Origin of the sequence: Lysobacter sp. MMG2, from assembly GCF_016735495.2 — a bacterium.
Classification (GTDB): domain Bacteria; phylum Pseudomonadota; class Gammaproteobacteria; order Xanthomonadales; family Xanthomonadaceae; genus Lysobacter_J.
Genome location: NZ_JAERQY020000003.1, coordinates 113,378 through 138,456 on the forward strand (window position 1 = coordinate 113,378; position 25,079 = coordinate 138,456).

19 protein-coding genes are annotated in these 25,079 nt (G+C 68.4%); 10 read left to right on the top strand and 9 right to left on the bottom strand.

Annotation, left to right across the window (positions count from 1 at the left end):
- Positions 1-20 precede the first annotated feature (20 nt).
- The 3 genes from JI752_RS12480 to JI752_RS12490 all read right to left on the bottom strand — a co-directional run bounded on the left by JI752_RS12480 (position 21) and on the right by JI752_RS12490 (position 2,977).
- Positions 21-290, bottom strand: coding sequence for a YcgL domain-containing protein (locus tag JI752_RS12480; protein WP_216964542.1), 270 nt, complete (start codon positions 288-290; stop codon positions 21-23).
- A gap of 270 nt (positions 291-560) precedes the next feature.
- Positions 561-1,574, bottom strand: a complete 1,014-nt coding sequence (cydB, locus tag JI752_RS12485) for a cytochrome d ubiquinol oxidase subunit II (RefSeq protein ID WP_216964544.1) — start codon at positions 1,572-1,574, stop codon at positions 561-563.
- Positions 1,574-2,977, bottom strand: coding sequence for a cytochrome ubiquinol oxidase subunit I (locus JI752_RS12490; protein WP_216964546.1), 1,404 nt, complete (start codon positions 2,975-2,977; stop codon positions 1,574-1,576). The genes cydB and JI752_RS12490 overlap by 1 nt, the downstream gene beginning before the upstream one ends.
- Positions 2,978-3,180: 203 nt before the next feature.
- Here JI752_RS12490 and JI752_RS12495 point away from each other — a divergent pair, with 203 nt between their 5' ends.
- Positions 3,181-5,568 (top strand): S9 family peptidase, encoded by a 2,388-nt coding sequence (locus JI752_RS12495; protein WP_216964548.1) that lies wholly within the window; start codon positions 3,181-3,183, stop codon positions 5,566-5,568.
- Between the two features lie 142 nt (positions 5,569-5,710).
- On the opposite strand, the gene JI752_RS12500 is transcribed toward JI752_RS12495, so the two are convergent.
- Together JI752_RS12500 and JI752_RS12505 are read right to left on the bottom strand one after the other, a co-directional pair.
- Positions 5,711-6,604 carry a DUF2950 domain-containing protein gene (locus JI752_RS12500; protein ID WP_216964550.1) on the bottom strand — a complete coding sequence of 298 codons (894 nt, stop codon included), beginning with the start codon at positions 6,602-6,604 and terminating at the stop codon, positions 5,711-5,713.
- Positions 6,605-6,630: 26 nt separating this feature from the next.
- Positions 6,631-8,259 carry a DUF3300 domain-containing protein gene (locus JI752_RS12505; RefSeq protein ID WP_254200816.1) on the bottom strand — a complete coding sequence of 543 codons (1,629 nt, stop codon included), beginning with the start codon at positions 8,257-8,259 and terminating at the stop codon, positions 6,631-6,633.
- A gap of 138 nt (positions 8,260-8,397) precedes the next feature.
- Between JI752_RS12505 and hemF the strand changes: the two genes are divergently transcribed.
- Positions 8,398-9,321: an oxygen-dependent coproporphyrinogen oxidase gene (gene hemF / locus JI752_RS12510; RefSeq protein ID WP_216964554.1), complete on the top strand. Its 924-nt coding sequence runs from the start codon at positions 8,398-8,400 to the stop codon at positions 9,319-9,321.
- Between the two features lie 9 nt (positions 9,322-9,330).
- On the opposite strand, the gene JI752_RS12515 is transcribed toward hemF, so the two are convergent.
- Positions 9,331-9,828, bottom strand: a complete 498-nt coding sequence (locus JI752_RS12515; protein ID WP_216964557.1) for a YetF domain-containing protein — start codon at positions 9,826-9,828, stop codon at positions 9,331-9,333.
- Positions 9,829-10,388: 560 nt separating this feature from the next.
- On the bottom strand, positions 10,389-13,163 hold the full coding sequence (gene polA / locus JI752_RS12520) for a DNA polymerase I (protein ID WP_216964559.1): 2,775 nt from the start codon (positions 13,161-13,163) through the stop codon (positions 10,389-10,391).
- A gap of 112 nt (positions 13,164-13,275) precedes the next feature.
- Between polA and JI752_RS12525 the strand changes: the two genes are divergently transcribed.
- The 4 genes from JI752_RS12525 to JI752_RS12540 all read left to right on the top strand — a co-directional run bounded on the left by JI752_RS12525 (position 13,276) and on the right by JI752_RS12540 (position 15,499).
- The gene (locus tag JI752_RS12525) at positions 13,276-13,566 is read left to right on the top strand and encodes a DUF2782 domain-containing protein (protein ID WP_216964561.1); all 291 of its coding nucleotides are present in this window, start codon (positions 13,276-13,278) and stop codon (positions 13,564-13,566) included.
- Between the two features lie 88 nt (positions 13,567-13,654).
- Positions 13,655-14,401, top strand: coding sequence for a methylated-DNA--[protein]-cysteine S-methyltransferase (locus JI752_RS12530; protein WP_216964563.1), 747 nt, complete (start codon positions 13,655-13,657; stop codon positions 14,399-14,401).
- Positions 14,398-15,138 carry a 2OG-Fe(II) oxygenase gene (locus JI752_RS12535; RefSeq protein WP_216964565.1) on the top strand — a complete coding sequence of 247 codons (741 nt, stop codon included), beginning with the start codon at positions 14,398-14,400 and terminating at the stop codon, positions 15,136-15,138. Before JI752_RS12530 ends, JI752_RS12535 begins: the two co-directional genes overlap by 4 nt.
- Positions 15,139-15,256: 118 nt before the next feature.
- The gene (locus tag JI752_RS12540) at positions 15,257-15,499 is read left to right on the top strand and encodes a hypothetical protein (protein WP_342316610.1); all 243 of its coding nucleotides are present in this window, start codon (positions 15,257-15,259) and stop codon (positions 15,497-15,499) included.
- A gap of 81 nt (positions 15,500-15,580) precedes the next feature.
- Here JI752_RS12540 and uvrD read toward each other — a convergent pair whose 3' ends face one another.
- Positions 15,581-17,761 carry a DNA helicase II gene (gene uvrD, locus JI752_RS12545; RefSeq protein ID WP_216964567.1) on the bottom strand — a complete coding sequence of 727 codons (2,181 nt, stop codon included), beginning with the start codon at positions 17,759-17,761 and terminating at the stop codon, positions 15,581-15,583.
- A 72-nt stretch (positions 17,762-17,833) separates the two neighbouring features.
- On the opposite strand from uvrD, the gene JI752_RS12550 reads away from it, so the two are divergent.
- Positions 17,834-18,805: a hypothetical protein gene (locus tag JI752_RS12550; protein WP_216964574.1), complete on the top strand. Its 972-nt coding sequence runs from the start codon at positions 17,834-17,836 to the stop codon at positions 18,803-18,805.
- A 100-nt stretch (positions 18,806-18,905) separates the two neighbouring features.
- Here the strand turns inward: JI752_RS12550 and JI752_RS12555 are convergent, their stop codons facing one another.
- Positions 18,906-19,475 (bottom strand): TIGR00645 family protein, encoded by a 570-nt coding sequence (locus JI752_RS12555; protein WP_216964576.1) that lies wholly within the window; start codon positions 19,473-19,475, stop codon positions 18,906-18,908.
- Positions 19,476-19,881: 406 nt separating this feature from the next.
- Between JI752_RS12555 and JI752_RS12560 the strand changes: the two genes are divergently transcribed.
- From JI752_RS12560 to JI752_RS12570, 3 genes are all read left to right on the top strand, one after another.
- Complete coding sequence (locus JI752_RS12560; RefSeq protein WP_216964577.1) at positions 19,882-20,577, top strand: glutathione S-transferase N-terminal domain-containing protein; 696 nt, start codon at positions 19,882-19,884, stop codon at positions 20,575-20,577.
- Between the two features lie 44 nt (positions 20,578-20,621).
- Positions 20,622-22,835, top strand: a complete 2,214-nt coding sequence (locus JI752_RS12565) for a S9 family peptidase (protein WP_216965328.1) — start codon at positions 20,622-20,624, stop codon at positions 22,833-22,835.
- Positions 22,836-23,082: 247 nt separating this feature from the next.
- Positions 23,083-24,906, top strand: a complete 1,824-nt coding sequence (locus JI752_RS12570; protein ID WP_216965330.1) for a DUF885 domain-containing protein — start codon at positions 23,083-23,085, stop codon at positions 24,904-24,906.
- The last annotated feature ends 173 nt before the right edge of the window (positions 24,907-25,079 follow it).

Consider the following 25,079-nt stretch of genomic DNA (forward strand, 5'->3'; position numbering starts at 1 on the left):
CGCGGGAGGTCGGCGTCTGCTCAGGCATCGGTGCCCCAGTCCTCCCGCATCGGGTCTTCCACGCTGGGCGGGAATTGCAGGTGGAAGCCGCGCATGACGAGGTTTTCGCGCACGACGGCGACGTCCTCGCGGGCCAGCCTGCGTTCCGGGGTCAGTGCCAATTCCAGCACGAACTGCAGCGAACCCAGCTGCGTGCGCAACGGTTCGGGCAGGCGCGCGAAGTCGTCGCGCGCCGCGAAATAAACATAAGTGTCGGCCTTGCGGAGGCTCTTGTAGACGTAGGCTTGCATCGTTTCGGCAGCGTGGCGCGCTGGGGGACGGCGCGGCGAGAATTTCGCCACAGCATACCGTTGGAAGGCCGGGATTCGGGATTCGAGATTCGGGATTCGTAAAGCGCTTGTGTGAAGGGCGCCGCTCCCGGGCGAGCCAACGCTCCATTGCGCCAGCGGTGGCCCCTCGGAAAACCCATCGCCGAGCCCCCACCCTTCCGCCGTCATTCCCGCGAAGCCGGGAATGACGTGCTCCTGCGAATCCCGAATCCCGAATCCCGAATCCCGAATTCAGTGATACCCCGAGTCCGCCGCGACCTTCCCCTTGAACACGCTGTACGACCAGTACGTGTAGCCCAGGATCGCCGGCAACAGCACGATCAGGCCCACCAGCACGAAGCCCTGCGACGACGGTGGCGAGGCCGCATCCCAGATGGTCAGGCCCGGCGGCACGATGTTCGGCCAGATGCCCAGCACCAGGCCGATGAAGCCCAGCACGAAGAAGCACAGCGTCAGCACGAACGGGGTCGCGTCGCGGCCCCGCTGCATGGCCGCGCGCCACAAGCCGAACGCGTTCACCAGCGCCAGCAGCGGCACCGGCGCCAGCCACCAGAAGTTTCCGCCGTCGAACCAGCGCGCCATGATCCGCGAGTCCAGGAACGGCAACCACGCGCTCACCAGCCCCATGAACGCCACCACGACCAGCACGAGCGGCCGCGCGAGATTGCGCGCGATGTCCTGCATGCGGCCTTCGGTCTTCAGGATCAGCCAGGTCGAACCCAGCAATGCGTAGCCGAACAGCACCGCGACGCCGGTCAGCATCGAGAACGGGCTGAACCAGCCGAACGCGCCGGCCATGTACTTGCCGTCCTGCAGCGGCATGCCTTCCACCAGCGCGCCCAGGATCACGCCCTGCGCGAACGCGCACACCATCGAACCCAGCGAGAACGCCACGCCCCACGCGGGCTTGCTGCGCTGCGCCTTGAAGCGGAACTCGAACGCGACGCCGCGGAACACCAGCGCGATCAGCATCATCAGCACCGGCAGGTACAACGCCGATAGCACCACGGCGTAGGCCTTCGGGAACGCGGCCAGCAGGCCCGCGCCGCCCAGCACGAGCCAGGTTTCGTTGCCGTCCCAGATGGGCGCGGCGGTGTTCATCATGTGATCGAGCTGGTGTTCGTCCTCGGCGAAGGGCGCGAGGATGCCGAGCCCGAGCACGAAGCCGTCGAGCACGACGTACATCAGCACGCCGAAGCCGATCACGCCGAACCAGATCACGGGAAGCACGGTGGCCATGTCCATCACACGCCCTCCTCGAGGTTCTCGCCCGCGGCAGACAGCGGACGCGCCGGCGTCTTGTCGCCGCCCTGCGTGTGCTGCGGCGGTTCGTGCGGCAGTGGGCCCTTCTTCACCAGCCGGCTGAGGTACCAGATGCCGGCGCCGAACACGATGCTGTACACCACCGCGTAGACGATCAGCGAGGTCAGCACGCTGGCCGCGGCGAGGATCGGGCTCACCGCATCGGCGGTGCGCAGCAGGCCGTAGACGACGTACGGCTGGCGGCCGATCTCGGCCACGTACCAGCCCGCGAGGATGCACACGAAGCCCGACAGCATCATCGCGCGCCAACCGTGCAGCACGACGCGCGACTGATACAGGCGGCCGCGCCAGAACAACCACAGCGACGCCAGCGTCAGCAGCAGCATCAGCGTGCCCAGGCCCACCATCACGCGGAAACCCCAGAACACCGGCGCAACCGGCGGCCGCTCGCTGGCGGGCACCGACTTCAGCGGCGGGATCTCGCCGTCCCAACTGTGCGTGAGGATCACGCTGCCCAGTCGCGGTACCGCGACTTCCAGATCGTTGCGCTCGGCCTCTTCGTCAGGCATCCCGAACAACACCAGCGGCACGCCTTCGCCCTTGGGGTAATGCTCCCAGTGGCCTTCCATCGCCGCGACCTTGATCGGCTGGTGCTCCAGCGCGTTCAGGCCGTGCTGGTCGCCGACGAAAACCTGCATCGGCACGGTGATCGCGGCGAAGATCACCGCGGCTTTGAGCATCCGCTTGCCCGCATCCACGTGCACGCCGCGCAACAGGTACGACGCAGCGACGCCGCCGATCACGAAACACGTGGTGATGAATGCCGCCAGCACCATGTGCGCCAGACGGTAGGGGAACGATGGGTTGAAGATGATCTCGAACCAGCTTTCGGGGTGGAACACGCCGTCGATGAGGGTGTAACCCTGCGGCGTCTGCATCCAGCTGTTGGCGGCGATGATCCAGAACGTGGAGATCAGCGTGCCCAGCGCGACCATCGATGTCGCCAGGAAATGCAGCTTCTCGCTCACCCGGCCCCAGCCGAACAGCATCACGCCCAGGAACGTCGCTTCCAGGAAGAACGCGGTGAGCACTTCGTAGCTCAGCAGCGGGCCGAGGATGTTGCCGGCCTGCTCGCTCAACGTCGCCCAGTTCGTGCCGAACTGGAAACTCATGACGATGCCCGACACCACGCCCATGCCGAAGGACACGGCGAAGATCTTGGTCCAGAAGAAGTAGAGGTCGCGCCAGAGGGTGTCGCGCGTGCGCAGCCAACGCCATTCCACGAAGGCCAGCCAACTCGCCAGGCCGATCGTGAAAGCCGGGAACAGGATGTGGAACGAAATCACGAACCCGAACTGGATGCGCGAGAGCAGCAGGGCGTCCACGGCGTCACTCCATCGATGTTGGCCGGGTGCGAAGTGTGCGACCGGCGTGGCGCGTGTGTCGTGCGCCAGAATGTCCTACCCCGGCGGGACCGGGTCCGGCCGGCCCGCGCCGGCCCTGCGCATCCATGACGCATGGCCCGATCCGGCAAAGCGGCGGGCTGCTAGGCTGCGGGGGTTTTGTCCAACCGTCCCGGTACGACCACATGCCATCGCGACCCTTCCGCATCACTTCCCTGGCGGCCTCCGCCCTTTTCCTGACCGGCGCGACCCTGGCCTGCGCCGCGAACGCGCAGACGCCGGTCACGCTGACCGAAGCGATGGCCGATCCCGACTGGATCGGGCCTCCGGTCGAACAAGCCTGGTGGGCCTGGGATGGTCAGCGGGTTCAGTACCAGCTCAAGCGTGAAGGGGCCGCGATCCGCGACACGTACCAGCAGGGCATCGCTGGCGGCACCGCGGTGAAGCTGGATGGCGCCGCGCGCGCCGATCTCGATGCACCGCGCGCGGTGTACGACGCCTCGCGCCAGCGCGCGGCCTTCGTGCGCAACGGCGACGTCTTCGTGCGCGACCTGCGCACCGGCGCGCTGACGCAGGTCACGCGCAGCAACGCCGACGAAGCCACGCCGCAGTGGAGCCGCGACGGCAACCTCGTCTTCCGCCAGGGCAACGACTGGTACCAGTGGCGTGCCGGCCAGGGCGTCGGCCAGGCCGCGGTGGTGAAGGCCGAGAAGGACCCGGCCGCCGCGCCCAAGCCCGACGACCTGCGCGAGCGCCAGCTCGCGATGATCGCGACGCTGAAGAAGGACAAGGAAACGCGCGACGCCGCACGCGAGCAGAACGACGCCTGGCGCCGCGCCGATCCCACGCGCGCACCCGCGCCGACGTACCTGGGCACCGACGTCGCGGTCGTCGACAGCGCGCTTTCGCCTGACGGCAAGTGGCTGCTCGTGGTCACCACCGCCAAGGGCGCCGACGAAGGCCAGGCCGGCAAGATGCCCAAGTACGTGACCGAGTCCGGTTACGAGGAATTCGAGGACGTGCGCACGCGCGTCGGCCGCAACGATCCGCTGCCGCACAAGCTGTGGCTGGTGGACGTGAATGCGTCCAAGGCGACCGAGCTGAAGTTCGATTCGCTGCCGGGCATCCAGGACGATCCGCTCGCCGCGATGCGCAAGGCCGCCAAGCAGGATCCGCTGAAGGGCGACCGCGCGGTTCGCATCGAAAGCGACGGCGACGGCAGCGGCCCGGCGATCCACTGGAGCGACGATTCCCGCAACGTCGCGCTACTCGTGCGCGCCGTGGACAACAAGGACCGCTGGATCGCCAGCATCGACCTGGCGAACGCGAAGCTGGTCACGCGCGACCGCCTCACCGACAAGGCGTGGATCAACTGGGGCTTCAACGACTTCGGCTGGACCGGCGACGGCGCGCTGTGGTTCCTGTCCGAGCGCAGCGGCTATTCGCACCTGTACGTCAACGAGAACGGCAAGTCGCGCCAGCTCACCTCGGGCCAGTGGGAAGTCTCCACGCCGACGCTTTCGGCCGACGGCACGACGTTCTTCTTCACCTGCAACCGCAAGTGGCCGGGCGACTACGAAGTCTGCGCCGTGCCGCGCAGCGGCGGCGACGTGCGCGAGGTGACCTCGCTCGACGGCGTGGAGGACTTCTCGCTCTCGCCCGATGGCAGCAAGGTCCTCGTGCGCCATTCGGCCAGCTACATGCCGCCGCAGATTTCGGTGGTGAACGCGGCCGGCGGCAACGCCACGCAGCTCACCGACACGCGCAAGCCCGAGTTCAAGAATCGCGAGTGGATCGCGCCGCAGTACGTGCAGGTGCCGAGCAAGCACGGCGCCGGCGTGGTGTGGGGCAAGTTCTACGGACCGAAGAACTTCGATCCGGACAGGAAGTATCCGATCGTGATGTTCGTGCACGGCGCGGGCTATCTGCAGAACGTGTCGGAGCGCTATCCGAACTACTTCCGCGAGCAGATGTTCCATAACCTGCTCGTGCAGCAGGGCTACGTGGTGCTCGACCTGGATTACCGCGCGAGCGAAGGCTACGGCCGCGACTGGCGCACGGCGATCTACCGCCAGATGGGTCATCCGGAACTCGAGGACTACCTGGACGGCCTGGACTGGCTCGTCGCCAACAAGCAGGGCGACAAGGACCACGCCGGCATCTACGGCGGCAGCTACGGCGGCTTCATGACGTTCATGGCGCTGTTCCGCTCGCCCGGCACGTTCAAGGCCGGCGCCGCGCTGCGCCCGGTGGCGGACTGGTCGCAGTACAACCACGAGTACAGCAGCAACATCCTCAACACGCCCGAACTCGATCCGCAGGCCTACCAGGTCTCTTCGCCGATCAATTACGCCGACAAGCTGCAGGACAACCTGCTGATCGCGCACGGCATGATCGACGACAACGTGTTCTTCAAGGATTCGGTGATGCTGTCGCAGCGCCTGATCGAACTGCGCAAGGACAAGTGGGAGATCGCGCCGTATCCGCTGGAGCGCCACAGCTTCACGCGCTCGGACAGCTGGTACGACGAGTACCGTCGCATTTACGAGCTGTTCGAGCGGACGTTGAAGTGATCCGGTTTCCCTCTCCCCTTGCGGGAGAGGGAAAGGCCGCGCAGCGGCCGAGGGAGAGGGGTCGGGCAACGTCACGGCCCTCGCCCTGACCGCCTCCGGCGGTCTGTCCCTCTCCCGCAAGGGGAGAGGGATTGGGGGGGGGCTACGGGGTCGTCGCAGCCGTCGCATCCACCTTCGCATCCGTCCAACTGCTATCCGGATCGTAGGCCTTCATCGCCTTCGCCAGCGCTTCACCGTTCGGGCCCAGGTCCTTCTCGAACACCTGCCCGTCCGGGCCGATCATGAAACTCATCACGCCGGTATCGGCGTACTTCGCCGGCCAGGCGACCAGCGCGAAACCGCGCGTCATGCGATCGCCGATCCTGTAATTGCGCGCACCACCGGGCGCTGACGGTCCCTGCGCAGTGAGGATGCGATAGCGGTAGCCCAGGTAATCGCCCTTGGGCGTGTCGTCGCCGAAGATCGGGCCGAGCGGACTCACGTCGCCGCTGTCGTCATCGGGCCAGTACAGGCCGTCGTGCTCGCCGTCGCTGCTGAGGATGCGCTGCGCGTACTCGAGCACGCCGTCGTCGTTGTGGTCGGTCTCGGCGTAGTCCAGCTGCGCATCGCGATACGCCTGCACCGCCTGCAGCACCGCCAGTTCGTTGCGGCCGATCCGACGCACGCGCATTTCCTCGCCGCCGGCCTTCGTATCGAAGCGCCACCCGCCCTTTTCCTGCTTCAGCGGGATGGGCAGCGTCCAGCCGTCGTTGCCTACCGCGACCTTCGCCGTCGCACCCTCGGCGAGGATGCGATGCGATAGCTTCCATTGCGCGAGGAAGGCGTCGATGTCTTCCTGGTCGATGCCTTCGGTCGGAATGTAGTCGCGCCACTGCGCGCCCAGCACCTTCTGCATCGCCGGGTGGTCGCGCTTCTCCACTGCGGCGACGAACGCGTCGGCGGCCGCCTCGGCGGTGGGATAGGCGCTCTGCGCGAAGACGGGCGTGGCGGCCATCGTCATGGCAAGGACCAGCGCGATCCGCATGGGACGATTCATCGCATCCTCCTCGTCGATCTGAACGCTCAACCGCGGCGCCGCGCGCCGCCTCCGCCGTGCTGGGCCCGCTGCACCTGGTGCCCACCCGATCCGCGCGACGACTGCGGCCGCTGCGAACTCTGCCGGCTCGCCTGGCCCCGATTGGCCTGCGCGCGCGCCTGCTGCGGATGGCTGGCGCCGGCGAATGCGTTGTTGCGCGAGGCTTCGTGCGAAGCGCGCGGTTGCGGGCGATTCTGTTGGCGCTGCACCTGAGCGCCTTGCGGCCGCGGCGTGTGCACCTGCGAGCGTTGCTGATGCTGCGTGCGCGCCTGCTCACGCGCCTGCGTGTTGGCGTGCGCGGTGCGCGGCCCCGCCTGCTTGGCACGCGAGCCGTCGCGGTGCTGCCCGGCCTGTGGATGTTGTGTGCGGGCGTTGGCGACATCACGCGCACGGTCGCGCTGCGCCTGCGTTCCTGCACCGCCCGCGCCGGGTCGTGCATCCAGACCGCCGCCGCCCGGGCGATCGCGAAGATCGCGCCCGGCTTCGCGCGCACGGTCCTGCGCCTGGCGATTGCTCGCGGCGGGCGCTTCCAGTCCACGACGCTGCATCTCCTGCCGCGCGCGATCGCGGCTGGCCTGGTGCGCGGCGTCGTTGCCGCGGAACGCCTGGCGGTTCTCCGCACCGGGCAGGCGCTGCTGGCCGAACTCCTGACGGCTGCGCGCGTCGCGGTACGGCACGTCGCCGCGGAAGTTCGAGTCGTGCCGCCATGTGTTGCGGTTCGCGTCGATCTGCCGGTTGACGTTGATGTTGTTGTAGCGGTTCACGTCGATGTCGACGTCGCCGCCGTGCCAGTCCCAATCGCCCCACAAGGCGTCTGCGACCGCGACGCCGGTGCCGAATGCCAGGCCCGCGACGATGGCGCTGCCCGGATACCACGCCGGCGACGGCGGGTAGTACGCGGGCGGATACGACGGATACGGCCATGCGCCGTAGACCGTGGTCGGGTTGTACGAGGGGACGTAGACGACCTCAGGATTGGCCGGTTCGATCTGGATGATGGTCTCGCTGCTGGCCGGCGGCGGCGGCGCGCCACCATCGGACGGCGCGGGCGCCGGTGCGGGCGCGGCCTGCGCGGGCACCACGGTGATCTTCTGCTGCTCGGAGGATTGCAGGTTGCCCGCGGCCTGCGCGGCGCGGCGCAGGCGCTGCACCGCGTCCATCACGTCGCCGGGCTGCGCGAGGAAGGCGTCGCCCAGACGCTGCACCCAGCCCGGATCCTGGCCCAGCGTCGCCATGACCTGCGGGAAGGCCACCAGCGACTGCACGCTCGGATCCCACGGCTGGGCGGCCACCTGCTTCACCGCCTCGTCGCCCTTGGCGTCGGGATTGGCCTTCGACCACGCCACCGCATCGGCGACGTTGCCCGGATACGTGGCTGCCATCAGCACCTGCGTCAGCAGCGAATCGGGATACAGCGCGATCGGCGCGACCATCTGGTCGAGTTCTTCCTGACCGAACACGCGCTCGGCCGGCGCCGTGGCCGGTGCGGTGGGCGGCACCGTGACCGGGGCCTTGGCGGCAGACGGGGTCGCGGCCGGTTGGGCCTCGCGTTTGCATGAGGTCGCGGACAGTCCGGCGATCAGCACGACGGACAGGACACACCACGGGCGGAGCATGCGCACGACACACCTCCCACACCAATCGATCCGGAACGCCCCGGCGCCGGCTCGCTGCGCGCGCATGCCGGTCCTTCGACGTTCCCCTGAACGGGCGGCGGCTATCATGCGCGCCGTCCCCGCTACGTTCTTGTGAACATGACCGAGCCCGCCCCCGGCTTCGACGACGTCCGCGCCTACCTCACCGGCTTGCAGGACCGCATCTGCGCGGCGATCGAGGCCGCCGACGGCAGCGCCCGCTTCCGCGAAGACCTGTGGGAGCGCGCCGAAGGAGGCGGCGGCCGCACGCGCATCCTGCGCGACGGCGCGGTTTTCGAGCAGGCGGGCATCGGCTTCTCGGACGTGTCCGGCACGAAACTGCCGCCGTCGGCCACGGCCGCAAGGCCGGAGCTGGCCGGCGCATCGTGGCGCGCCGTCGGCGTTTCATTGGTGTTCCACCCGCGCAATCCGCACCTGCCGACCACGCACGCGAACGTGCGCCATTTCCGCGCCGTGCGCGACGGCGAAACCGTGGCCTGGTGGTTCGGCGGCGGCTTCGACCTCACGCCGTTCTATCCCGTCGACGAGGACGTGCTGCACTGGCACCGCACCGCGCGCGCGCTGTGCGAGCCCTTCGGCGGCCAGGCGCGCTACGACAAGCACAAGCACTGGTGCGACGAATACTTCTTCCTCAAGCACCGCAACGAGACGCGCGGCGTCGGCGGTTTGTTCTTCGACGACCTGCACGAAGACGCCTCGCGCGACTTCGCGTACCTGCGCGCGGTGGGCGACGGCTTCCTCGACGCGTACCTGCCCATCGTCGAACGCCGCAAGCACACGCCCTACGGTGACCGCGAGCGCCAGTTCCAGCTCTACCGCCGCGGGCGCTATGTCGAGTTCAACCTGGTCTTCGACCGCGGCACGCTGTTCGGACTGCAATCGGGTGGACGCACCGAATCGATCCTGATGAGCCTGCCGCCGCTGGTGCGCTGGGAATACGGTTTCACGCCGGAAGAAGGCAGCGCCGAAGCGCGGCTGGCCGACTACCTGCGACCGCGCGACTGGCTGTCCGAGCTGGGCTGAGCGCGCCGATCACACACCTTCGTCGCCGCCCTTGGGCGGATCGCGCAGGAGGATGGTGATGTGGCCATTGGTTTCCAGCAGCGCGAGGTGGATGCGATCGACCTCGCTGCAACCGGCCTCGCGCATCGATTTGGCGAAGTCGTCGCGGCTGACCAGTTCACGGCGCAGCACATCGCGGTAGATGTGCCCGTTGCGCGCCAGCACCACCGGCGCGCCTTCCAGCAGGCGCTCGGCCTTGCGACTGCGCGCGGTCAGAAGGCCCACCGTCCAGTTCAGCACGATCAGCGTCGCCGCCAGCAGCAGCCCGCCGGTCATCGAGGTGTCCTTGCCCAGCAGCGCGTTCTGCACCGCGTTGCCGAGCAGCACGATCAGCAGCATGTCGAACGCGGTGAACTGCCCCATCGTCCGCTTGCCCGACAGCCGGATCATCGTCAGCAGCACCGCGTACACCACCACCGCGCGCAGCACGAACTCCCACCACGGCATCGACATCTCGAACATGGGCATTCCCGAACCGTTGGAATGCCGCCACGCTAACGGCCAACGGTCGCGCTGGTAAGGGGCGAGGTGTGAAGCGCGCTGACGGAGGACGTGGCGGCCTGGATCCCGGCCTGCGCCGGGATGACGGGATATGAAAAAGTCGCGGCGCCCCAGAACGGAGCACCAGCCCCCTTGGTAAGGGGGCGCGGCGGCAGCCGCAGGGATTGGAAGCATCGGCGCGGGGGCCCAAAGTTTTGCATCGCGAAACTTTGGGTTTATTTCTGGCGACGCCAGAAATAAAAAGCCCCGCAGGCAGGGGGGGCCGGCGGGGCTGGGGAGCGGGACCTGGGGAGGGGTCTTCGCTCCGGGATCACTCCAGGGGAGGGAGAGATCGGCGACAGGCGTTGCACCTGTCGCGACCTATATGACCATTCCGTACATGGATGGTTCGTGAAGATCCGGGTTAACAATTCGTTGGATTCAGGATGCATTCACTGAATTGGAAACGTTTTTCCCCGGGATTGCCGCTTAGAAGGCCTTCCGGGCATGTGGCATGAAACCTGACGGAAGGCCTCTCCGACGAACGGTCAGTGGGCCTCGTCCCAGTTGAGCCCGACGCCTGCGTCCACCACCAGCGGAACCCTCAGCCCGGCCGCACGCGACATCCGTTCACGGGCCTGCGTGAGCAGCGTATCGACGAACCCGGTCTCGACCTCGAACACCAGTTCGTCGTGCACCTGCAGCACCATCAGCGCGCGGTCGCGATGATCGGCCAGCCATGCGTCGATGGAGATCATCGCACGCTTGATGATGTCCGCGGCGGTGCCCTGCATCGGCGCGTTGATCGCGGCGCGCTCGGCGCCCGCGCGCAGGCCCTGGTTGCGGGCGTGGATGTTGTCCAGGTACAGGCGTCGGCCGAATACGGTTTCCACGTAGCCCTGCTCGCGCGCCTGCTGGCGTGTGCGCTCCATGAAGTCGCGCACGCCGGGATAGCGGCTGAAGTACAGCGCGATGTAGTCCTGCGCCTCACCGCGCGCGATGCCCAGCTGCCGCGCCAGGCCAAACGCGCCCATGCCGTACATCAGGCCGAAGTTGATCGCTTTCGCGGCGCGGCGCTCGTTGCCGCTCACCTCGTCCATCGCCTTGCCGAACACCTCCGCCGCCGTGGCGCGATGGATGTCGGCGCCGGACTCGAACGCGCGCAGCAGGCCCGGATCCTCCGACAGGTGCGCCATGATCCGCAGCTCGATCTGCGAGTAGTCGCAGGCGACGATGCGGCGGCCTTCCGGCGCGACGAACGCCTGGCGGATGCGACGGCCGTCGTCGGTGCGGATCGGGATGTTCTGCAGGTTCGGATCGCTCGACGCCAACCGGCCCGTCGCCGCGCCCGCCTGGTGGTAGCTGGTGTGCACGCGGCCGGTGTCGCGGTTGACCATCTCCGGCAGCTTGTCGGTGTAGGTGCTGCGCAGCTTGGCGAGGCCGCGGTACTCCAGGATCACGCGCGGCAGTTCGTGCTGGTCGGCGATGGCCTCCAGCGCCTCTTCGTTCGTCGACGGCGCGCCGGACGGCGTCTTCACCAGCGCCGGCAATTTCAGTTCGTCGAACAGCAACTGCCCGAGTTGCTTGGGCGAGTCCAGGTTGAACGTGCGGCCGGCCAGCTCCGTCGCCTTCTGCTGCGCGGCGAGCATGCGCTTGCCCAGATCGGCGGACTGACGGCGCAGCTCGTTGGCGTCGATCATCACGCCGTTGGCTTCCACGCGCTCCAGCACCGGCACCAGCGGCATCTCGATCTCGTGGTAGACGTGCGACAGGCCCGGCACGGCTTCCACCTTCGGCGAGAGCACGCGATGCAGGCGCAGCGTGACGTCGGCGTCCTCGGCGGCGTAGCGCGTCGCGTCCTCGATGGCCACCTGCGAGAACGGAATCGACTTGGCGCCCTTGCCAGCGACGTCCTCGTATCGGACGGTGTCGTAGCCCAGGTAACGCTTGGCGAGTGAATCCATGTCGTGCCGCGTCGCCGTCGCGTTGAAGACGAAGCTTTCCAGCATGGTGTCGTCGGCGTAGTTGCGCACCTCGATGCCGTTGCGACGCAGCACGTGCAGGTCGTACTTGCCGTGCTGGCCCATCTTCTTGCGCGAGGCATCCTCGAACAGCGGACGCAGCGCGGACAGCACTTCGTTACGGTCGAGCTGCTTGGGCGCACCGGGATAGTCGTGGCCGAGCGGAAGGTAGGCGGCGCGGCCCGTTTCGGCGGCGAAGCTCAGGCCGACGAGATTGGCCTGCATCGGATCGAGCGAATCGGTTTCGGTGTCGAACGCGAACTCCTCCGCCTCGCGCAGCCGCGCCAGCCAGGCATCGAACTGCTCGGGCGCGAGGATCGCCTCGTACTCGCCCTTCGCCGACAGCGCCGGATCCACGCCTTCGGCCACCGCGCCCGAACGCGCGTAGCCGGCGGCGGTGTTGCGCACGCCGCTGGGGCTGTTGGCGTGATCTTCGACCACCGCGCCGGGCCCTTCCAGCTCGCGCAACGCCTGCTTGAAGCCGTAACGCGCGTAGAGCTCGCGCAGCTCGTCGATGTGACGGTCGCGCAGGACCAGTTCGGTCGGCGTGCGTTCCAGTTCGAGGTCGGTGCGGATCGTCGTCAGCGTGCGGTTGAGCGGCAGTCGCGGCAGCGCGGCGCGCAGGTTCTCGCCGATCTTGCCCTTGATCTGCTCCGCATGCGCGATGACGCTGTCGAGCGTGCCGTACTCGCCCAGCCACTTCGCCGCCGTCTTGGGCCCGCACTTGTCGACGCCGGGAATGTTGTCGACGCTGTCGCCCATCAGTGCGAGCAGATCGATGATCTGGTTCGGGCGCACGCCGAACTTCTCGATCACGCTCTCGTCCGAATCCAGGCGGCTGCCGGTCATCGTGTTGACCAGCGCGATGCCGGGCCGCACGAGCTGGGCGAAGTCCTTGTCGCCGGTGGAGATGGTGACGTCGATGCCCTGCTCCGCCGCGCGCACGGCGAGCGTGCCGATGACGTCGTCGGCTTCCACGCCATCCACGCGCAGGATCGTCATGCCCAGCGCGTTGACGATGTCGCACATCGGCTGCACCTGCGCGCGCAGGTCGTCGGGCATCGCGGCGCGATTGGCCTTGTACTCGGGGTAGAGGTCGTCGCGGAACGTCTTGCCCGGCGCGTCGACCACGAAGGCGACGTAGGCGGGCTGTTCCTTCAACGTCGCGCGCAGCATGTTGACCACGCCGAACAACGCGCCGGTGGGTTCGCCGGCATCGTTGGTGAGGGGCGGGAGCGCATGGAAGGCGCGATAGAGGTAGCTGGAACCGTCGATGAGGACGAGGCGGGGCGTGTCGGTCATGGCGGGGATTCTACGCTCCGCTGCCGGCGCGGCCGTCACCCGCGCGATGATCGGCAGCGCGTATCCTGTGCGCTGGACCCGCCCCGTTCGCCCCCCCGGCCAGGAGACCGTCATGCGCACCGTTCTGTTTGCCCTGCTGCTTCCGCTGACCCTGATCGGCTGCGCGACGATGAGCAACGACCCGACCGCCGACCTGCAGAACGCGGAAGTGCGCTCGCGCACCGTGAGCGGCGGCGACACCATCGACGAGTACTACGTCGCCGGCCAGTTGCGCGTGGTCCGCATCACGCCGGCGCGCGGCCCGGTCTACTACCTGGTGGACAACAACGCCGACGGCATCCTCGACAGCAGCAAGGGCGAGGGCCCGATCTCGCCGGTGCAGTACAAGCTGCTGACCTGGTAAGCGCTCGCACGACACGCCGCACGATCCGGATATCGGGCGTGCATCGCGCCACCTAGAGTCGATCGCGTTCCTTCCACGGGAGAACGCGATGGACCTCAACGACACTTTCGACCTCCGGCACGATCCGCGCTGGGCTGCGCTGTGCGCACGCGATCGCGACGCCGACGGGCGCTTCGTCTATTCGGTCAGGACGACCGGCGTGTATTGCCGCCCGTCCTGCGCCGCACGTCGACCGCGCCCGGAGAACGTGCGTTTCCATGCGACGCCCGACGAGGCCGAGCGCGCGGGCTTTCGTGCGTACCGCCGCTGTCATCCGCGACGCGACGCGGCACGCCCGCAGGCCGTCCGCTTCGCCATCGGCGAAAGCTCGCTCGGCCTGGTGCTGGTGGCGCAGAGCGATGCGGGACTGCGCGCGGTGCTGTTCGGCGACGACGCCGGCGGGCTCGTGCACGACCTGCAAGCCCGCGAGCCCGACGCGACGCTCGCCGTGGACGCCGCCGGCATGCAGGCGACGCTGGAGGAAGTGGTCGATTGCATAGAGGCGCCGCACCTGTCGCTGGATCGACCGCTCGACCTGCGCGGCACGCCGTTCCAGATCCGCGTCTGGCGGGCGTTGCGCGAGGTACCCACCGGCACCACGGTGAGCTATGGCGAATTGGCGCGCAGGCTCGGCGCCGCAGGTTCCGCGCGCGCGATCGCCGCGGCTTGCGCGGCCAATCCGCTGGCGGTGGTGGTGCCGTGCCATCGCGTGGTGGCGGCGGACGGCGCGATCTCCGGCTATCGCTGGGGCGTGGCGCGCAAACGGGCGCTGCTGCAACGCGAGGCGCGCGCATGAGCGCCGCGCTGCGTCTTCGCGACGATGCGGCTGCGTTGACCGAGCGCATCGCGTGGCAGGACTGGGCAGGCGTCAGCACCGCGCTCGACGCACGCGGTCATGCCGTGCTTCCAGGCCTGCTCGACGACACCGAATGCGCCACGCTGGCCGCGCTGTACGACCTACCCGACGGTTTCCGCAGCCGCGTCGTGATGGCGCGGCATGGGTTCGGCAGCGGTGAATACCGCTACTTCGCCTATCCGTTGCCGTCGGTCGTCGCGCGGCTGCGCACGTCGGTGTATTCGCACCTCGCGCCCATCGCGAATCGCTGGTACGCGGCGATGGGCGTGGATGTGCGCTATCCGGCGGTGCATGCGGAGTTCGCGCGGCGTTGCCACGACGCCGGGCAACTGCGACCCACACCGCTGCTGCTGCGCTACGACGCCGGCGACTACAACTGCCTGCACCAGGATCTGTACGGCGAGCACGTGTTCCCGCTGCAGATGGCGGTGCTGCTGTCGCAGCCGGGCGCGGACTTCGACGGCGGCGAGTTCGTGCTCACCGAACAACGCCCGCGCATGCAGTCGCGCGCCGAGGTGGTGCCGTTGAATCGCGGCGATGCGGTGGTCTTCGCCGTGCATCACCGGCCGGTGCGGGGCAGCCGCGGTGTGTATCGCGTGAACATGCGCCATGGCGTGAGCCGGGTACGTTCAGGGAGACGTCACACTTTGGGCATCGTCTTTCACGACGCGCTGTAGAACTGGGCCATAGTCTCGCGACGACCCTGCGGCGATGCGGGCATTCAAGCTTCGCAAGCGACCGCCGTTAACGAGAGACCGCGCCGTTCACTGCCGGCGCGACGGAGGAAGCCCCGGCGTGTCCGGCAAAGAACGACGCAAACTCGCGCAGGCGCTCGACACCACTTCGTTGCGCCAGGGGCTGACCGAGGCCCAGCGCCGCACGCTCGAGGAACTGGAACACTTCCAGTGGACGCTGGAGTTCGTGCGCCGTCCGCTGTTCCAGGATCCGGTGCCGGTGATGTTCGACCGCCAGCGCACGCGCTGCGTCGCGCTGCTGCCGGACGGCACGCTGGACGAGGCGCCGAAGCTGCGGAAGTAGGCGAAGCCGCTGAGCGGGCGAAATCCCTCTCCCCTTGCGGGAGAGGACAGACTGCGAAGCAGTCAGGGAGAGGGGTACGGCTTACGCCGGCTGCAGATTCGCGTACGCCAGCACCAGCCACTTGCTGCCGGCGTCGTCGAAGTTCACCTGCACGCGCGCATGCGCGCCGCTGCCTTCGTAGTCGGTGACGGTGCCCAGTCCGAACGACGGATGGCGCACCATCGAACCCAGGCGCACGGCCGGTTGTTCGATCGCCGCATGCCCCATGTCGCGACGCTGCACGCCGCCGGAATACGGCCGCGACACCTGCACCTTCGGGCGCACTTCGTTCAGCAGCGGCGCCGGGATCTCGCGCAGGAAGCGCGACGGCACGCCGTACATGTCGGCGCCGTGGATGCGGCGCGTCTCGGCGTAGCTGAGCACCAGTTTCTGCCGCGCGCGCGTGATGCCGACATACGCCAGGCGGCGCTCTTCCTCCAGGCGACCGGATTCCTCGGTGGAGCGCCCGCTCGGGAACACGCCCTCCTCCATGCCGGCCAGGAACACCAGCGGGAATTCCAGTCCCTTGGCGCTGTGCAGCGTCATCAGCTGCACGCCCTCCTCGCCGGCCTGCGCCTGGCCTTCGCCGGCCTCCAGCGCGGCGTAGCTGAGGAAGGCAACCAGTTCCGGCATCGCCTGTGCGTCTTCCTCGTCGTTGCGCGTGAAGCGCGAGGCGACGGAGACCAGTTCGTCCAGGTTGTCCACGCGCGAATCCAGCTGGCCGCGCGATTCGTTGAAGTAGTGCTCGCGCAGGCCCGAGCGGATCAGCACGTGATCGATCTTTTCCGGCAGCGTCATCGTGGCGACTTCGTTGTCGACGTCGTCGATGAGCGCGAGGAAGCCCGCCACGGCATTGCGCGCACGCGCGGTGAGGGCGTTCTCGGCGACGATGCGCCGCGCCGCTTCCCACAGCGCGACGGCGTCGGCACGCGCGCGGCGGCGCACTTCGTCCAGCGTGCGCTCGCCGATGCCGCGCGTGGGCGTGTTCACGGCGCGCTCGAACGCGGCGTCGTCCAGGCGCGAGGCGATCAGGCGCAGGTAGGCCAGCGTGTCCTTGATCTCGGCGCGCTCGAAGAAGCGCTGGCCGCCGTACACGCGGTACGGCACCTGCTCGGCCAGCAGCGATTCTTCGAAGGCGCGCGACTGCGCGTTGCTGCGATAGAGCACCGCGACTTCGCCATAGCTGCCGCCGTCGCGCACCCACTGGCGCAGGCGCTCGACGACGAAGCGCGACTCGTCCATCTCGTTGTAGGCCGCGTACAGGTCGATCGGCTCGCCGGTGCCGCTGTCGGTCCACAGGTTCTTGCCCAGGCGGTCGGGGTTGTGCGCAATGACCGCGTTGGCCGCTTCCAGGATGTTGGCGCTGGAACGGTAGTTCTGCTCCAGGCGGATCGTCTGCGTGCCGGGGAAATCCTTGAGGAAGCGCTGCATGTTCTCGACCTTGGCGCCGCGCCAGCCGTAGATCGACTGGTCGTCGTCGCCGACGACGAAGACATGGCCGCTGTCGCCGGCCAGCACGCGCACGAAGGCGTACTGGATCGCGTTGGTGTCCTGGAACTCGTCCACCAGGATCTCGCGGAAGCGGTGCCGGTAATGCGCCAGCAGCGCCGGCGTGTCGCGCAGCAGTTCGTGCGCGCGCAGCAGCAGCTCGGCGAAGTCCACCAGGCCGGCGCGTTCGCAGCGCTCCTGGTAGGCCTCGTACGACTTGAGCATCACGTCGGCCCAGGGGTCGTTGTTGCCGAGCTGGATGTTCTGCGGACGACGGCCTTCGTCCTTCTGCGCGTTGATCCACCACGCGATCTGGCGCGGCGGGAAACGCGCCTCGTCCAGCTCCAGCGCCTGCACGACGCGCTTGACCAGGCGCAGCTGGTCGTCGGAATCGAGCACCTGGAAGCCTTCCGGCAACTTCGCCTCCTGCCAGTGCAGCCGCAGCAGACGGTGCGCCAGGCCGTGGAAGGTGCCGATCCACATGCCGCGCGCGCCGTGGCGCAGCTGGCCGTCCACTCGCGCGCGCATTTCGCCCGCGGCCTTGTTGGTGAAGGTCACGGCGAGAATGCCGTGGGTCGGCACACCGTGGACTTCGTTCAGCCAGGCGATGCGATGCGTGAGCACGCGCGTCTTGCCGGAACCGGCGCCGGCGAGGACGAGGTAGTGACCGGGCGGGGCGCTGACGGCCTCGCGCTGCGCTGGATTCAGCGCGTCGAGCAGGTGGGAGACATCCATGCGGGTATTGTAGCGGCGGCGGTCTCAGGGCCCGCGTCGCGCGGGCTCGATGGGCGGGCCGGAGGACTTCGGATGCGTTCGATCGTGACGCCGCTGCGCATCGTGCTGGGCCTGCTGCTGGTGGCCACGGCGACGGCGACGCCCGCACAGGACGAGACGACGCCCGATGCGATGCGCGTGCTGCGCGCCGGCGACAGCGAGCTGCGCGTGGAGGTGGTCGGCGTGGCCGATGCCGACCGTCGCGCGCAGTTGCAGGCATGGCTGGCGGAGGTCGCGCAGGCGCAGCTCACCGCCTACGGCCGCTATCCGCTGCGCAGCGCGCGGGTGCGGATCGAACAGGTCGACCGTGAAGACGAAAGCCCGGTGCCCTGGGGCCAGACCCTGCGTCGCGGCGATACCGCGGTGCTGCTGTACGTGCGCGGCGACGCGACCCTTCCGGAGCTGCGCGCGGACTGGACCGCGATCCACGAGCTCTCGCACCTGTTCCATCCCTATATGGGCCGCGACGGCCGCTGGCTGTCGGAAGGTCTGGCGAGCTATTACCAGAACGTGCTGCGCGCCCGCGCCGGGCTGCTGTCGCCGGAGCAGGCGTGGCAGTTGCTGGATGCGGGTTTCGAGCGCGGCCGGCGCGAATCCAGCGGCCGCCCGCTGATCGAACTCAGCCGCGATCACAAGGGCACGATGCGCGTGTACTGGGCCGGCGCGGCGTTCTGGCTGGAAGCCGACATCGCCCTGCGCCGCGACCACGGCCGCAGCCTGGACGAGGTGCTCTCGCGCTATTCGGCGCGCTGCCTCAACGGCACCGGCGAGGTCGCGCCGCGCGCGTTCGTGGAGGAACTGGACCGGCTCGCGGGCGCGCAGGTGTTCGCGCCGCTGTACGCGCGCTATGTCGATTCGCGCGCGTTTCCGTCACTGGAGGCGGCGTATCGCGCGCTCGGCATCGACACGCGCGGCGAGCGTCTGGTGTTTGGCGACAAAGGCCCGTCGGCGGTCTTGCGCCACGCAATCACCTCGCGCGGCAGCGGACGGGCCGCATCGCCTTGAGGAAACAACACCGCAGCGCCGTACGGCAGCCACCGTTCACCGCTCCGGCTCCATTGGCCCTCACCCCAACCCCTCTCCCGGCGGGAGAGGGGCTTGAAGGTTAGCGCGCGGCCGGGTGGGCGTCCTTGTGCGGCTTGTGCGAGGCGGCGGCCATCAGCTTGTCGGTGTAGGCGATGCCTATCGCCGACAGGATGAACACGCAGTGGATGATCGTCTGCCACATCACGCCGTCGGCGGTGTAGGTGCTGTCCGCGGCGCCGAGGTTGCCGATGGCGATGAAGGTCTTGAGCAGGTGGATCGAGGAGATGCCGATGATCGCCATCGCCAGCTTCACCTTCAGCACGCTGGCGTTGACGTGGCTCAGCCACTCGGGCTGGTCGGGATGACCTTCCAGGCGCAGGCGCGAGACGAAGGTCTCGTAGCCGCCGACGATCACCATCACCAGCAGGTTGGAGATCATCACCACGTCGATCAGGCCGAGCACCATCAGCATGATCTGCTGCTCGGTCCATTCCGTGGCGTGCAACATCAGGTGCCAAAGCTCCTTGACGAACAGCACCACGTACACGCCTTGCGCGGCGATCAGGCCCAGGTACAGCGGCAGCTGCAGCCAGCGCGAAGAGAAGATGAGGGCGGGCAGCGGGTTCAGCGAAGTCGGGCGCTCGGCCATGCGGGGCGTCTCGGCTCAAATCGGGGCCGGCTAGGGTAGCGGCCCCGGATGACGGTCGCCATGCCCGGGCGGGTCAGTGGGCGATCGAGGTTCGGGGCCCGGAGCTCCGGGCTTGGAGCTCGGCGCTCCGGGTTTGGAGCTCGGCGTTCCGGGCTCGAAGCTCGGCGCTCCGGGTTCGGAGCTCGGCGTTCCGGGCTCGAAGCTCGGTGCTCCGGGTTCGGAGCTCGGCGTTCCGGGCTCGAAGCTCGGCGCTCCGGGTTCGGAGCTCGGCGTTCCAGGCTCGCAGCTCGGCGCTCCGGGTTCGGAGCTCGGCGTTCCAGGCTTGGCGCTCGGCGTTCCGGGCGCCGGGCGCGGTCGCCCTTACACTGGGCGACCCCGCCGCCGCCGCCCACCGGAGCCCGACACCATGATCGACCTGCACTACTGGCCCACGCCCAACGGCCACAAGATCACGATCTTCCTGGAGGAAGCGGGCCTGCCGTACACGATCCACCCCGTCGACATCGGCGCCGGCGACCAGTTCAAGCCCGATTACCTGACGATTTCCCCCAACAACAAGATGCCCGCCATCGTCGACCGCGAGCCGGGCGACGGCGGCCCGGCGATCAGCGTGTTCGAGTCCGGCGCGATCCTGGCCTACCTGGCCAACAAGACGGGCAAGTTCGTGCCCGCCGACCTGCGCGGCCGCACCGAGGTCAGCCAGTGGCTGCACTGGCAGATGGGCGGCCTGGGCCCGATGACCGGCCAGTACGGCCACTTCCACGTGTACGCGCCGGAAGATCTGCCCTACGCCAAGGAGCGCTACCAGCGCGAAGTGCTGCGCCTGCTGGGCGTGCTCGACCGCCGCCTGGAAGGGCGCGAGTTCGTCGCCGCCGGGAGGCTGTCGATCGCCGACATGGCGATCCACCCCTGGATCAATCCCTACACCAAGGCGCCGCTGGATCTGACGCCGTTCGCCAACCTGCGCCGCTGGCACCAAGCCATCGCCGCACGCCCGGCGGTGAAGCGCGCCTACGCACTGGCCGAGAAGTACGGTGCCAAGCGCGAAATGACCCCGGAAATGCACAAGATCCTCTTCGGAACCCCGTCCAACCCCGCATGAAGAACCTGACCGTCCGCGGCGTCGCCGCCTCCTGCCTGCTCGCCATGTCGATGACCCCGTCGCTGTCGCCCCTGGCCCACGCGCAGTCCGCGCCCGCGCCGCAAAAGCTCACCCTCGAAGCCCTCGCCGGCGATGCGCCGCTGTCCGGCCCGAGCCTGATGAAGGCCAAGGTGGCCCCGGACGGCACGCGCGTGAGCTTCCTGCGCGGCAAGGACACCAACAAGAACCGGCTGGACCTGTGGGCCTACGACATCGCCAGCGGCAATACCGTGAAGCTGGTGGACGCCGACGACATCCTGCCGGGCGATGAAGTGCTCAGCGACGAAGAGAAGGCCCGCCGCGAGCGCCAGCGCATCGCCGGGTTGAGCGGCATCGTCGACTACCAATGGGCGCCGGACGGCAAGTCGCTGCTGTTCCCGCTGGGCGGCGAGCTCTACCTGTACGACCTGGCCAAGCCGGGCAAGGCCGGCGTGCGCAAGCTCACCCACGGCGAGGGCTTCGCCACCGATCCCAAGATCTCGCCACGCGGCGGCTTCGTCAGCTTCGTGCGCGAGCGCAACCTGTGGGTGATCGACCTGGCCACGGGCACGGCGACGCAGCTCACCCACGACGGCAGCGACGTGATCGGCAACGGCGTGGCGGAGTTCGTCGCCGACGAGGAAATGGGCCGCCACACCGGCTACTGGTGGGCGCCCGACGATTCGGCCCTCGCCTTCGCCCGCATCGATGAAACGCCGGTGCCCGTGCGCAAGCGCCAGGAGGTCTACCGCGACCGCACCGACGTGATCGAACAGCGCTACCCCGCGGCCGGCGACCACAACGTGCTGATCAAGCTCGGCGTGATCGCGCCCAATGCCGGTGCCGCGCCGATGTGGGTGGACCTGGGCGCCAACCCGGACATCTACCTCGCCCGCGTGGACTGGCGCGATCCGCAGCGCCTGACCTTCCAGCGTCAGTCGCGCGACCAGCACAAGCTCGAGCTGGTCGAAGCCAACCTGCAAAGCGGCCGCCAGCGCGTGCTCGCCACCGAAACCAGCACCACCTGGGTGCCGCTGCACGACAACCTGCGCTTCCTCCAGGACGGTCGCATCCTGTGGGGCAGCGAGCGCAGCGGTTACGAACACCTCTACGTGCTGTCCGAAGACGGCGCCAAGGCCACCGCGCTGACCTCCGGCGACTGGCCGGTGGACGGCGTGCTCGCGGTGGATGAAACCGCCGGCTTCGTCTACTTCGCCGCGGGCAAGGATTCGCCGCTGGATTCGCAGGTCTACCGCGTGCCGCTGGCGGGCGGCGCGATCCAGCGCCTGTCGAAGGCCGACGGCACGCACAGCGCCAGCTTCGCCGGCAATGCCAGCGTGTACGTCGACAACTGGTCCAACCCGACCACGCCGCCGCAGTTGGAGCTGTTCCGCAACGACGGCACGCGCATCGCCGCGCTGCTGAAGAACGACCTCAAGGATCCCCAGCATCCCTACGCGAAGTACGCCGGCGCGCAGCAGCCGATCGAGTTCGGCACGCTCAAGGCCGCCGACGGCAGGACGACGCTGCACTACAGCCTGCTCAAGCCGGCGGGCTTCGATCCGAAGAAGCGCTATCCCGTGGTTGTGATGGTCTACGGCGGTCCGGCGTCGCAGACGGTCAAGCGCGCGTGGGCGCCCGACTTCAACCAGTACCTCGCGCAGCACGGCTATGCGGTGTTCTCGCTCGACAACCGCGGCACGCCGCGCCGTGGCGCGGACTTCGGCGGCGCGCTGTACGGCAAGCAGGGCACCGTGGAAGTGGCCGACCAGCTCAAGGGCGTGGAGTGGCTGAAGTCGCAGCCGTGGGTCGAGGATTCGCACATCGGCGTGTACGGCTGGTCCAACGGCGGCTACATGACGCTGATGCTGCTGGCCAAGGCCTCCGACCAGTACGCGTGCGGCGTCGCCGGCGCGCCGGTCACCGACTGGGGCCTGTACGACACGCACTACACCGAGCGCTACATGGGCCTGCCGTCGGCCAACACCGACGGTTACCGCGAAGCGCGCGTGCTCGCGCATGTGGACGGACTGAAGTCGCCGCTGCTGGTGATCCACGGCATGGCCGACGACAACGTGCTGCTCACGCACACCACCGCGCTGGCCGAGGCCATGAACGCACGCGGCCAGGCCTTCGAACTGAAGACCTTCCCGGGCGCGAAGCACGGCTTCAAGGGCGACGACAACCTGCAACGCCTGCGCCTGACGGAGAATTTCTTCGCGCGGTGTCTGAAGCCCTGAGGGTTGGCGACGCCTCCGCTGTTGCTCTCTCCCCTGCTTGCAGGAGAGGGTTGGGGAGGGGTCGCGAAGCCGCAACGCGGCGAGTTCGGCGCTGACGCGCCTCACAACCCCCTCCCAACCTCCCCCTGCACGCAGGGGGAGGAGCAACAAGCTGCAGATAAGCAACCGCGCATGACGTTAGAGGGATGGCCTCGTCAGACCTGACCCCTCATGCTCGCCGGAGGACCCATCCTCCTGCGAAGCCATGATCAAGCCGCTGACCCTCGCGATCGCCCTGTCCCTCACCCTCGCCGTCGGCGCCCCCGTGCTGGCCCAGACGGCGCAGCCCGCCGCCAAGTCTGCCGCCGCACCCAAGCCTTCGCCGGCCTGGGTGACCCAGAGCAACGAATACGCCCAGGTCCTGCTCAAGTCGCAGGCGGAATTCGCGCCGGAGCAGATGTCGTTCTTCGGCGTGCCCGGTTACGACGAACGCGTCGCCGACCTCAAGCCCGATGTCTCCAAGCGTTTCCGCGCGCAGACCGCGAAGGCGCGCGACGAACTCAAGGCCAAGCTCGCCACCGAGCGCGATCCGAACGTGCGCCAGGATCTGGAAATCATGATCCGCGCCGCCGACGACAGCATCGAGAGCAGCGAGCTCAACGAACGCCTGATGCTGCCGTGGAACGACGTGCCGCAGATCGTCTTCAGCGGCCTGCAGGGCCTGCTGTCCGACCAGACGCCGCCGGAGCGTCGCGCCAAGGCGCTGGAACGACTGAAGAACTACGTCGGCCAGGGCACCGAAACCACGCCGATCACCGAGCTGGCGAAGGCCCGCTACACCGAGCGCGCCTCCGACACGAAGCTCACGCATCCCACCAGGCTGGAAGTCGAGCAGTCGCTGGGCAACGTCGACACCTACATCGCCGGCATCCGCAAGCTGTTCGACAAGTACAAGATCGAAGGCGCGCAGCAAGCGCTGGCCGCGATGGAAACGCAGCTGAAGGATTACGGCAGCTGGGCCCGCGCCAACGTGCTGCCGACCGCGCGCACCGACACCAAGCTGCCGCCGGAGCTGTACGCCAACAGCCTCAAGCAGTACGGCATCGACATCGACCCGAAGCTGCTGATCCGCCGCGCCCAGGTGGAGTTCATGGAAACGCGCGCGGCGATGCAGCAGCTCGCCCCGCTGGTGGCGAAGGCGAACGACCTGAAGGTCGCCGATCCGCACGACTACGTGGCGGTGATCCGCGCGCTCAAGCAGCGCAACATGCCCAACGACCAGCTCGAGGCGCGCTACCGCACGGTCATCGACGAGATCGATCCGATCATCCGCAAGGAGCGCATCGTCGATGTGCCGCAGCGTCCGATGGTGATGCGCCTGGGCAGCGAGGCCGAATCGGCCGCGCAGCCCGCGCCGCATTTCCTGCCGGCGCCGCTGATCGGCAACACCGGCCAGCAGGGCCAGTTCGTGCTGCCGGTGTCGGTGCCCACCGCCGACGGCAAGGCGCTGGAGTACGACGACTTCAACTTCGACGCGGTGCGCTGGACGCTGTCAGCGCATGAAGGCCGTCCGGGCCACGAGCTGCAGTTCACCGCGATGGTCGAGCGCGGCATCTCGCTGGCACGCACGATGTTCGCGTTCAACTCGGTCAACGTCGAAGGCTGGGCGCTGTACGCCGAGGCCGAGATGGTTCCCTACGAGCCGCTCGACGGCCAGCTGATCGCGCTGCAGTTCCGCCTGATGCGCGCCGCGCGCGCGATGCTCGATCCGATGCTCAACCTGGGCCTGATCGGCCGCGAGGAAGCCGGCCGCATCCTGCGCGACAAGGTCGGTCTGTCGGAGGCGATGACCAAGCAGGAACTGGACCGCTACACCTTCAATGCGCCGGGCCAGGCGGGCAGCTACTTCTACGGCTACAGCCGCATCCTGGAGCTGCGCATGGAGACGGAGATCGCGTTGGGCGACAAGTTCGACCGCCTCGCCTTCAACAACTTCCTGCTCGACCAGGGCCTGCTGCCGCCGGACCTGCTGGCCAAGGCCGTGCGCGAGCAGTTCGTGCCGGCGCAGAAGGCCCTGGCGAAGAAGAAGTAAGCACGTCCTGAAGCGCTGATGCGCCTTGAACCCCTCTCCCGCGTGCGGGAGAGGGGTTGGGGTGAGGGCCCCAACGCTGCCTCAAGGTAAGAGCGCCCTCATCCGCCCTGCGGGCACCTTCTCCCGCAAGCGGGAGAAGGGAACACCCCGGCGCCGCTGCACCGCCCCATTCA

Bases quoted from the DNA above. Each gene is read 5' to 3' on its own strand.
- hemF (WP_216964554.1), top strand. From the start codon at position 8,398: ATGACCGAGCCCGCCCCCGGCTTCGACGACGTCCGCGCCTACCTCACC.
- JI752_RS12535 (WP_216964565.1), top strand. From the start codon at position 14,398: ATGAGCGCCGCGCTGCGTCTTCGCGACGATGCGGCTGCGTTGACCGAG.
- JI752_RS12530 (WP_216964563.1), top strand. From the start codon at position 13,655: ATGGACCTCAACGACACTTTCGACCTCCGGCACGATCCGCGCTGGGCT.
- uvrD (WP_216964567.1), bottom strand. From the start codon at position 17,761: ATGGATGTCTCCCACCTGCTCGACGCGCTGAATCCAGCGCAGCGCGAG.
- JI752_RS12480 (WP_216964542.1), bottom strand. From the start codon at position 290: ATGCAAGCCTACGTCTACAAGAGCCTCCGCAAGGCCGACACTTATGTT.
- JI752_RS12560 (WP_216964577.1), top strand. From the start codon at position 19,882: ATGATCGACCTGCACTACTGGCCCACGCCCAACGGCCACAAGATCACG.
- JI752_RS12555 (WP_216964576.1), bottom strand. From the start codon at position 19,475: ATGGCCGAGCGCCCGACTTCGCTGAACCCGCTGCCCGCCCTCATCTTC.
- polA (WP_216964559.1), bottom strand. From the start codon at position 13,163: ATGACCGACACGCCCCGCCTCGTCCTCATCGACGGTTCCAGCTACCTC.
- cydB (WP_216964544.1), bottom strand. From the start codon at position 1,574: ATGGACATGGCCACCGTGCTTCCCGTGATCTGGTTCGGCGTGATCGGC.
- JI752_RS12550 (WP_216964574.1), top strand. From the start codon at position 17,834: ATGCGTTCGATCGTGACGCCGCTGCGCATCGTGCTGGGCCTGCTGCTG.
- JI752_RS12495 (WP_216964548.1), top strand. From the start codon at position 3,181: ATGCCATCGCGACCCTTCCGCATCACTTCCCTGGCGGCCTCCGCCCTT.
- JI752_RS12565 (WP_216965328.1), top strand. From the start codon at position 20,622: ATGTCGATGACCCCGTCGCTGTCGCCCCTGGCCCACGCGCAGTCCGCG.
- JI752_RS12525 (WP_216964561.1), top strand. From the start codon at position 13,276: ATGCGCACCGTTCTGTTTGCCCTGCTGCTTCCGCTGACCCTGATCGGC.
- JI752_RS12515 (WP_216964557.1), bottom strand. From the start codon at position 9,828: ATGCCCATGTTCGAGATGTCGATGCCGTGGTGGGAGTTCGTGCTGCGC.
- JI752_RS12500 (WP_216964550.1), bottom strand. From the start codon at position 6,604: ATGAATCGTCCCATGCGGATCGCGCTGGTCCTTGCCATGACGATGGCC.
- JI752_RS12505 (WP_254200816.1), bottom strand. From the start codon at position 8,259: ATGCTCCGCCCGTGGTGTGTCCTGTCCGTCGTGCTGATCGCCGGACTG.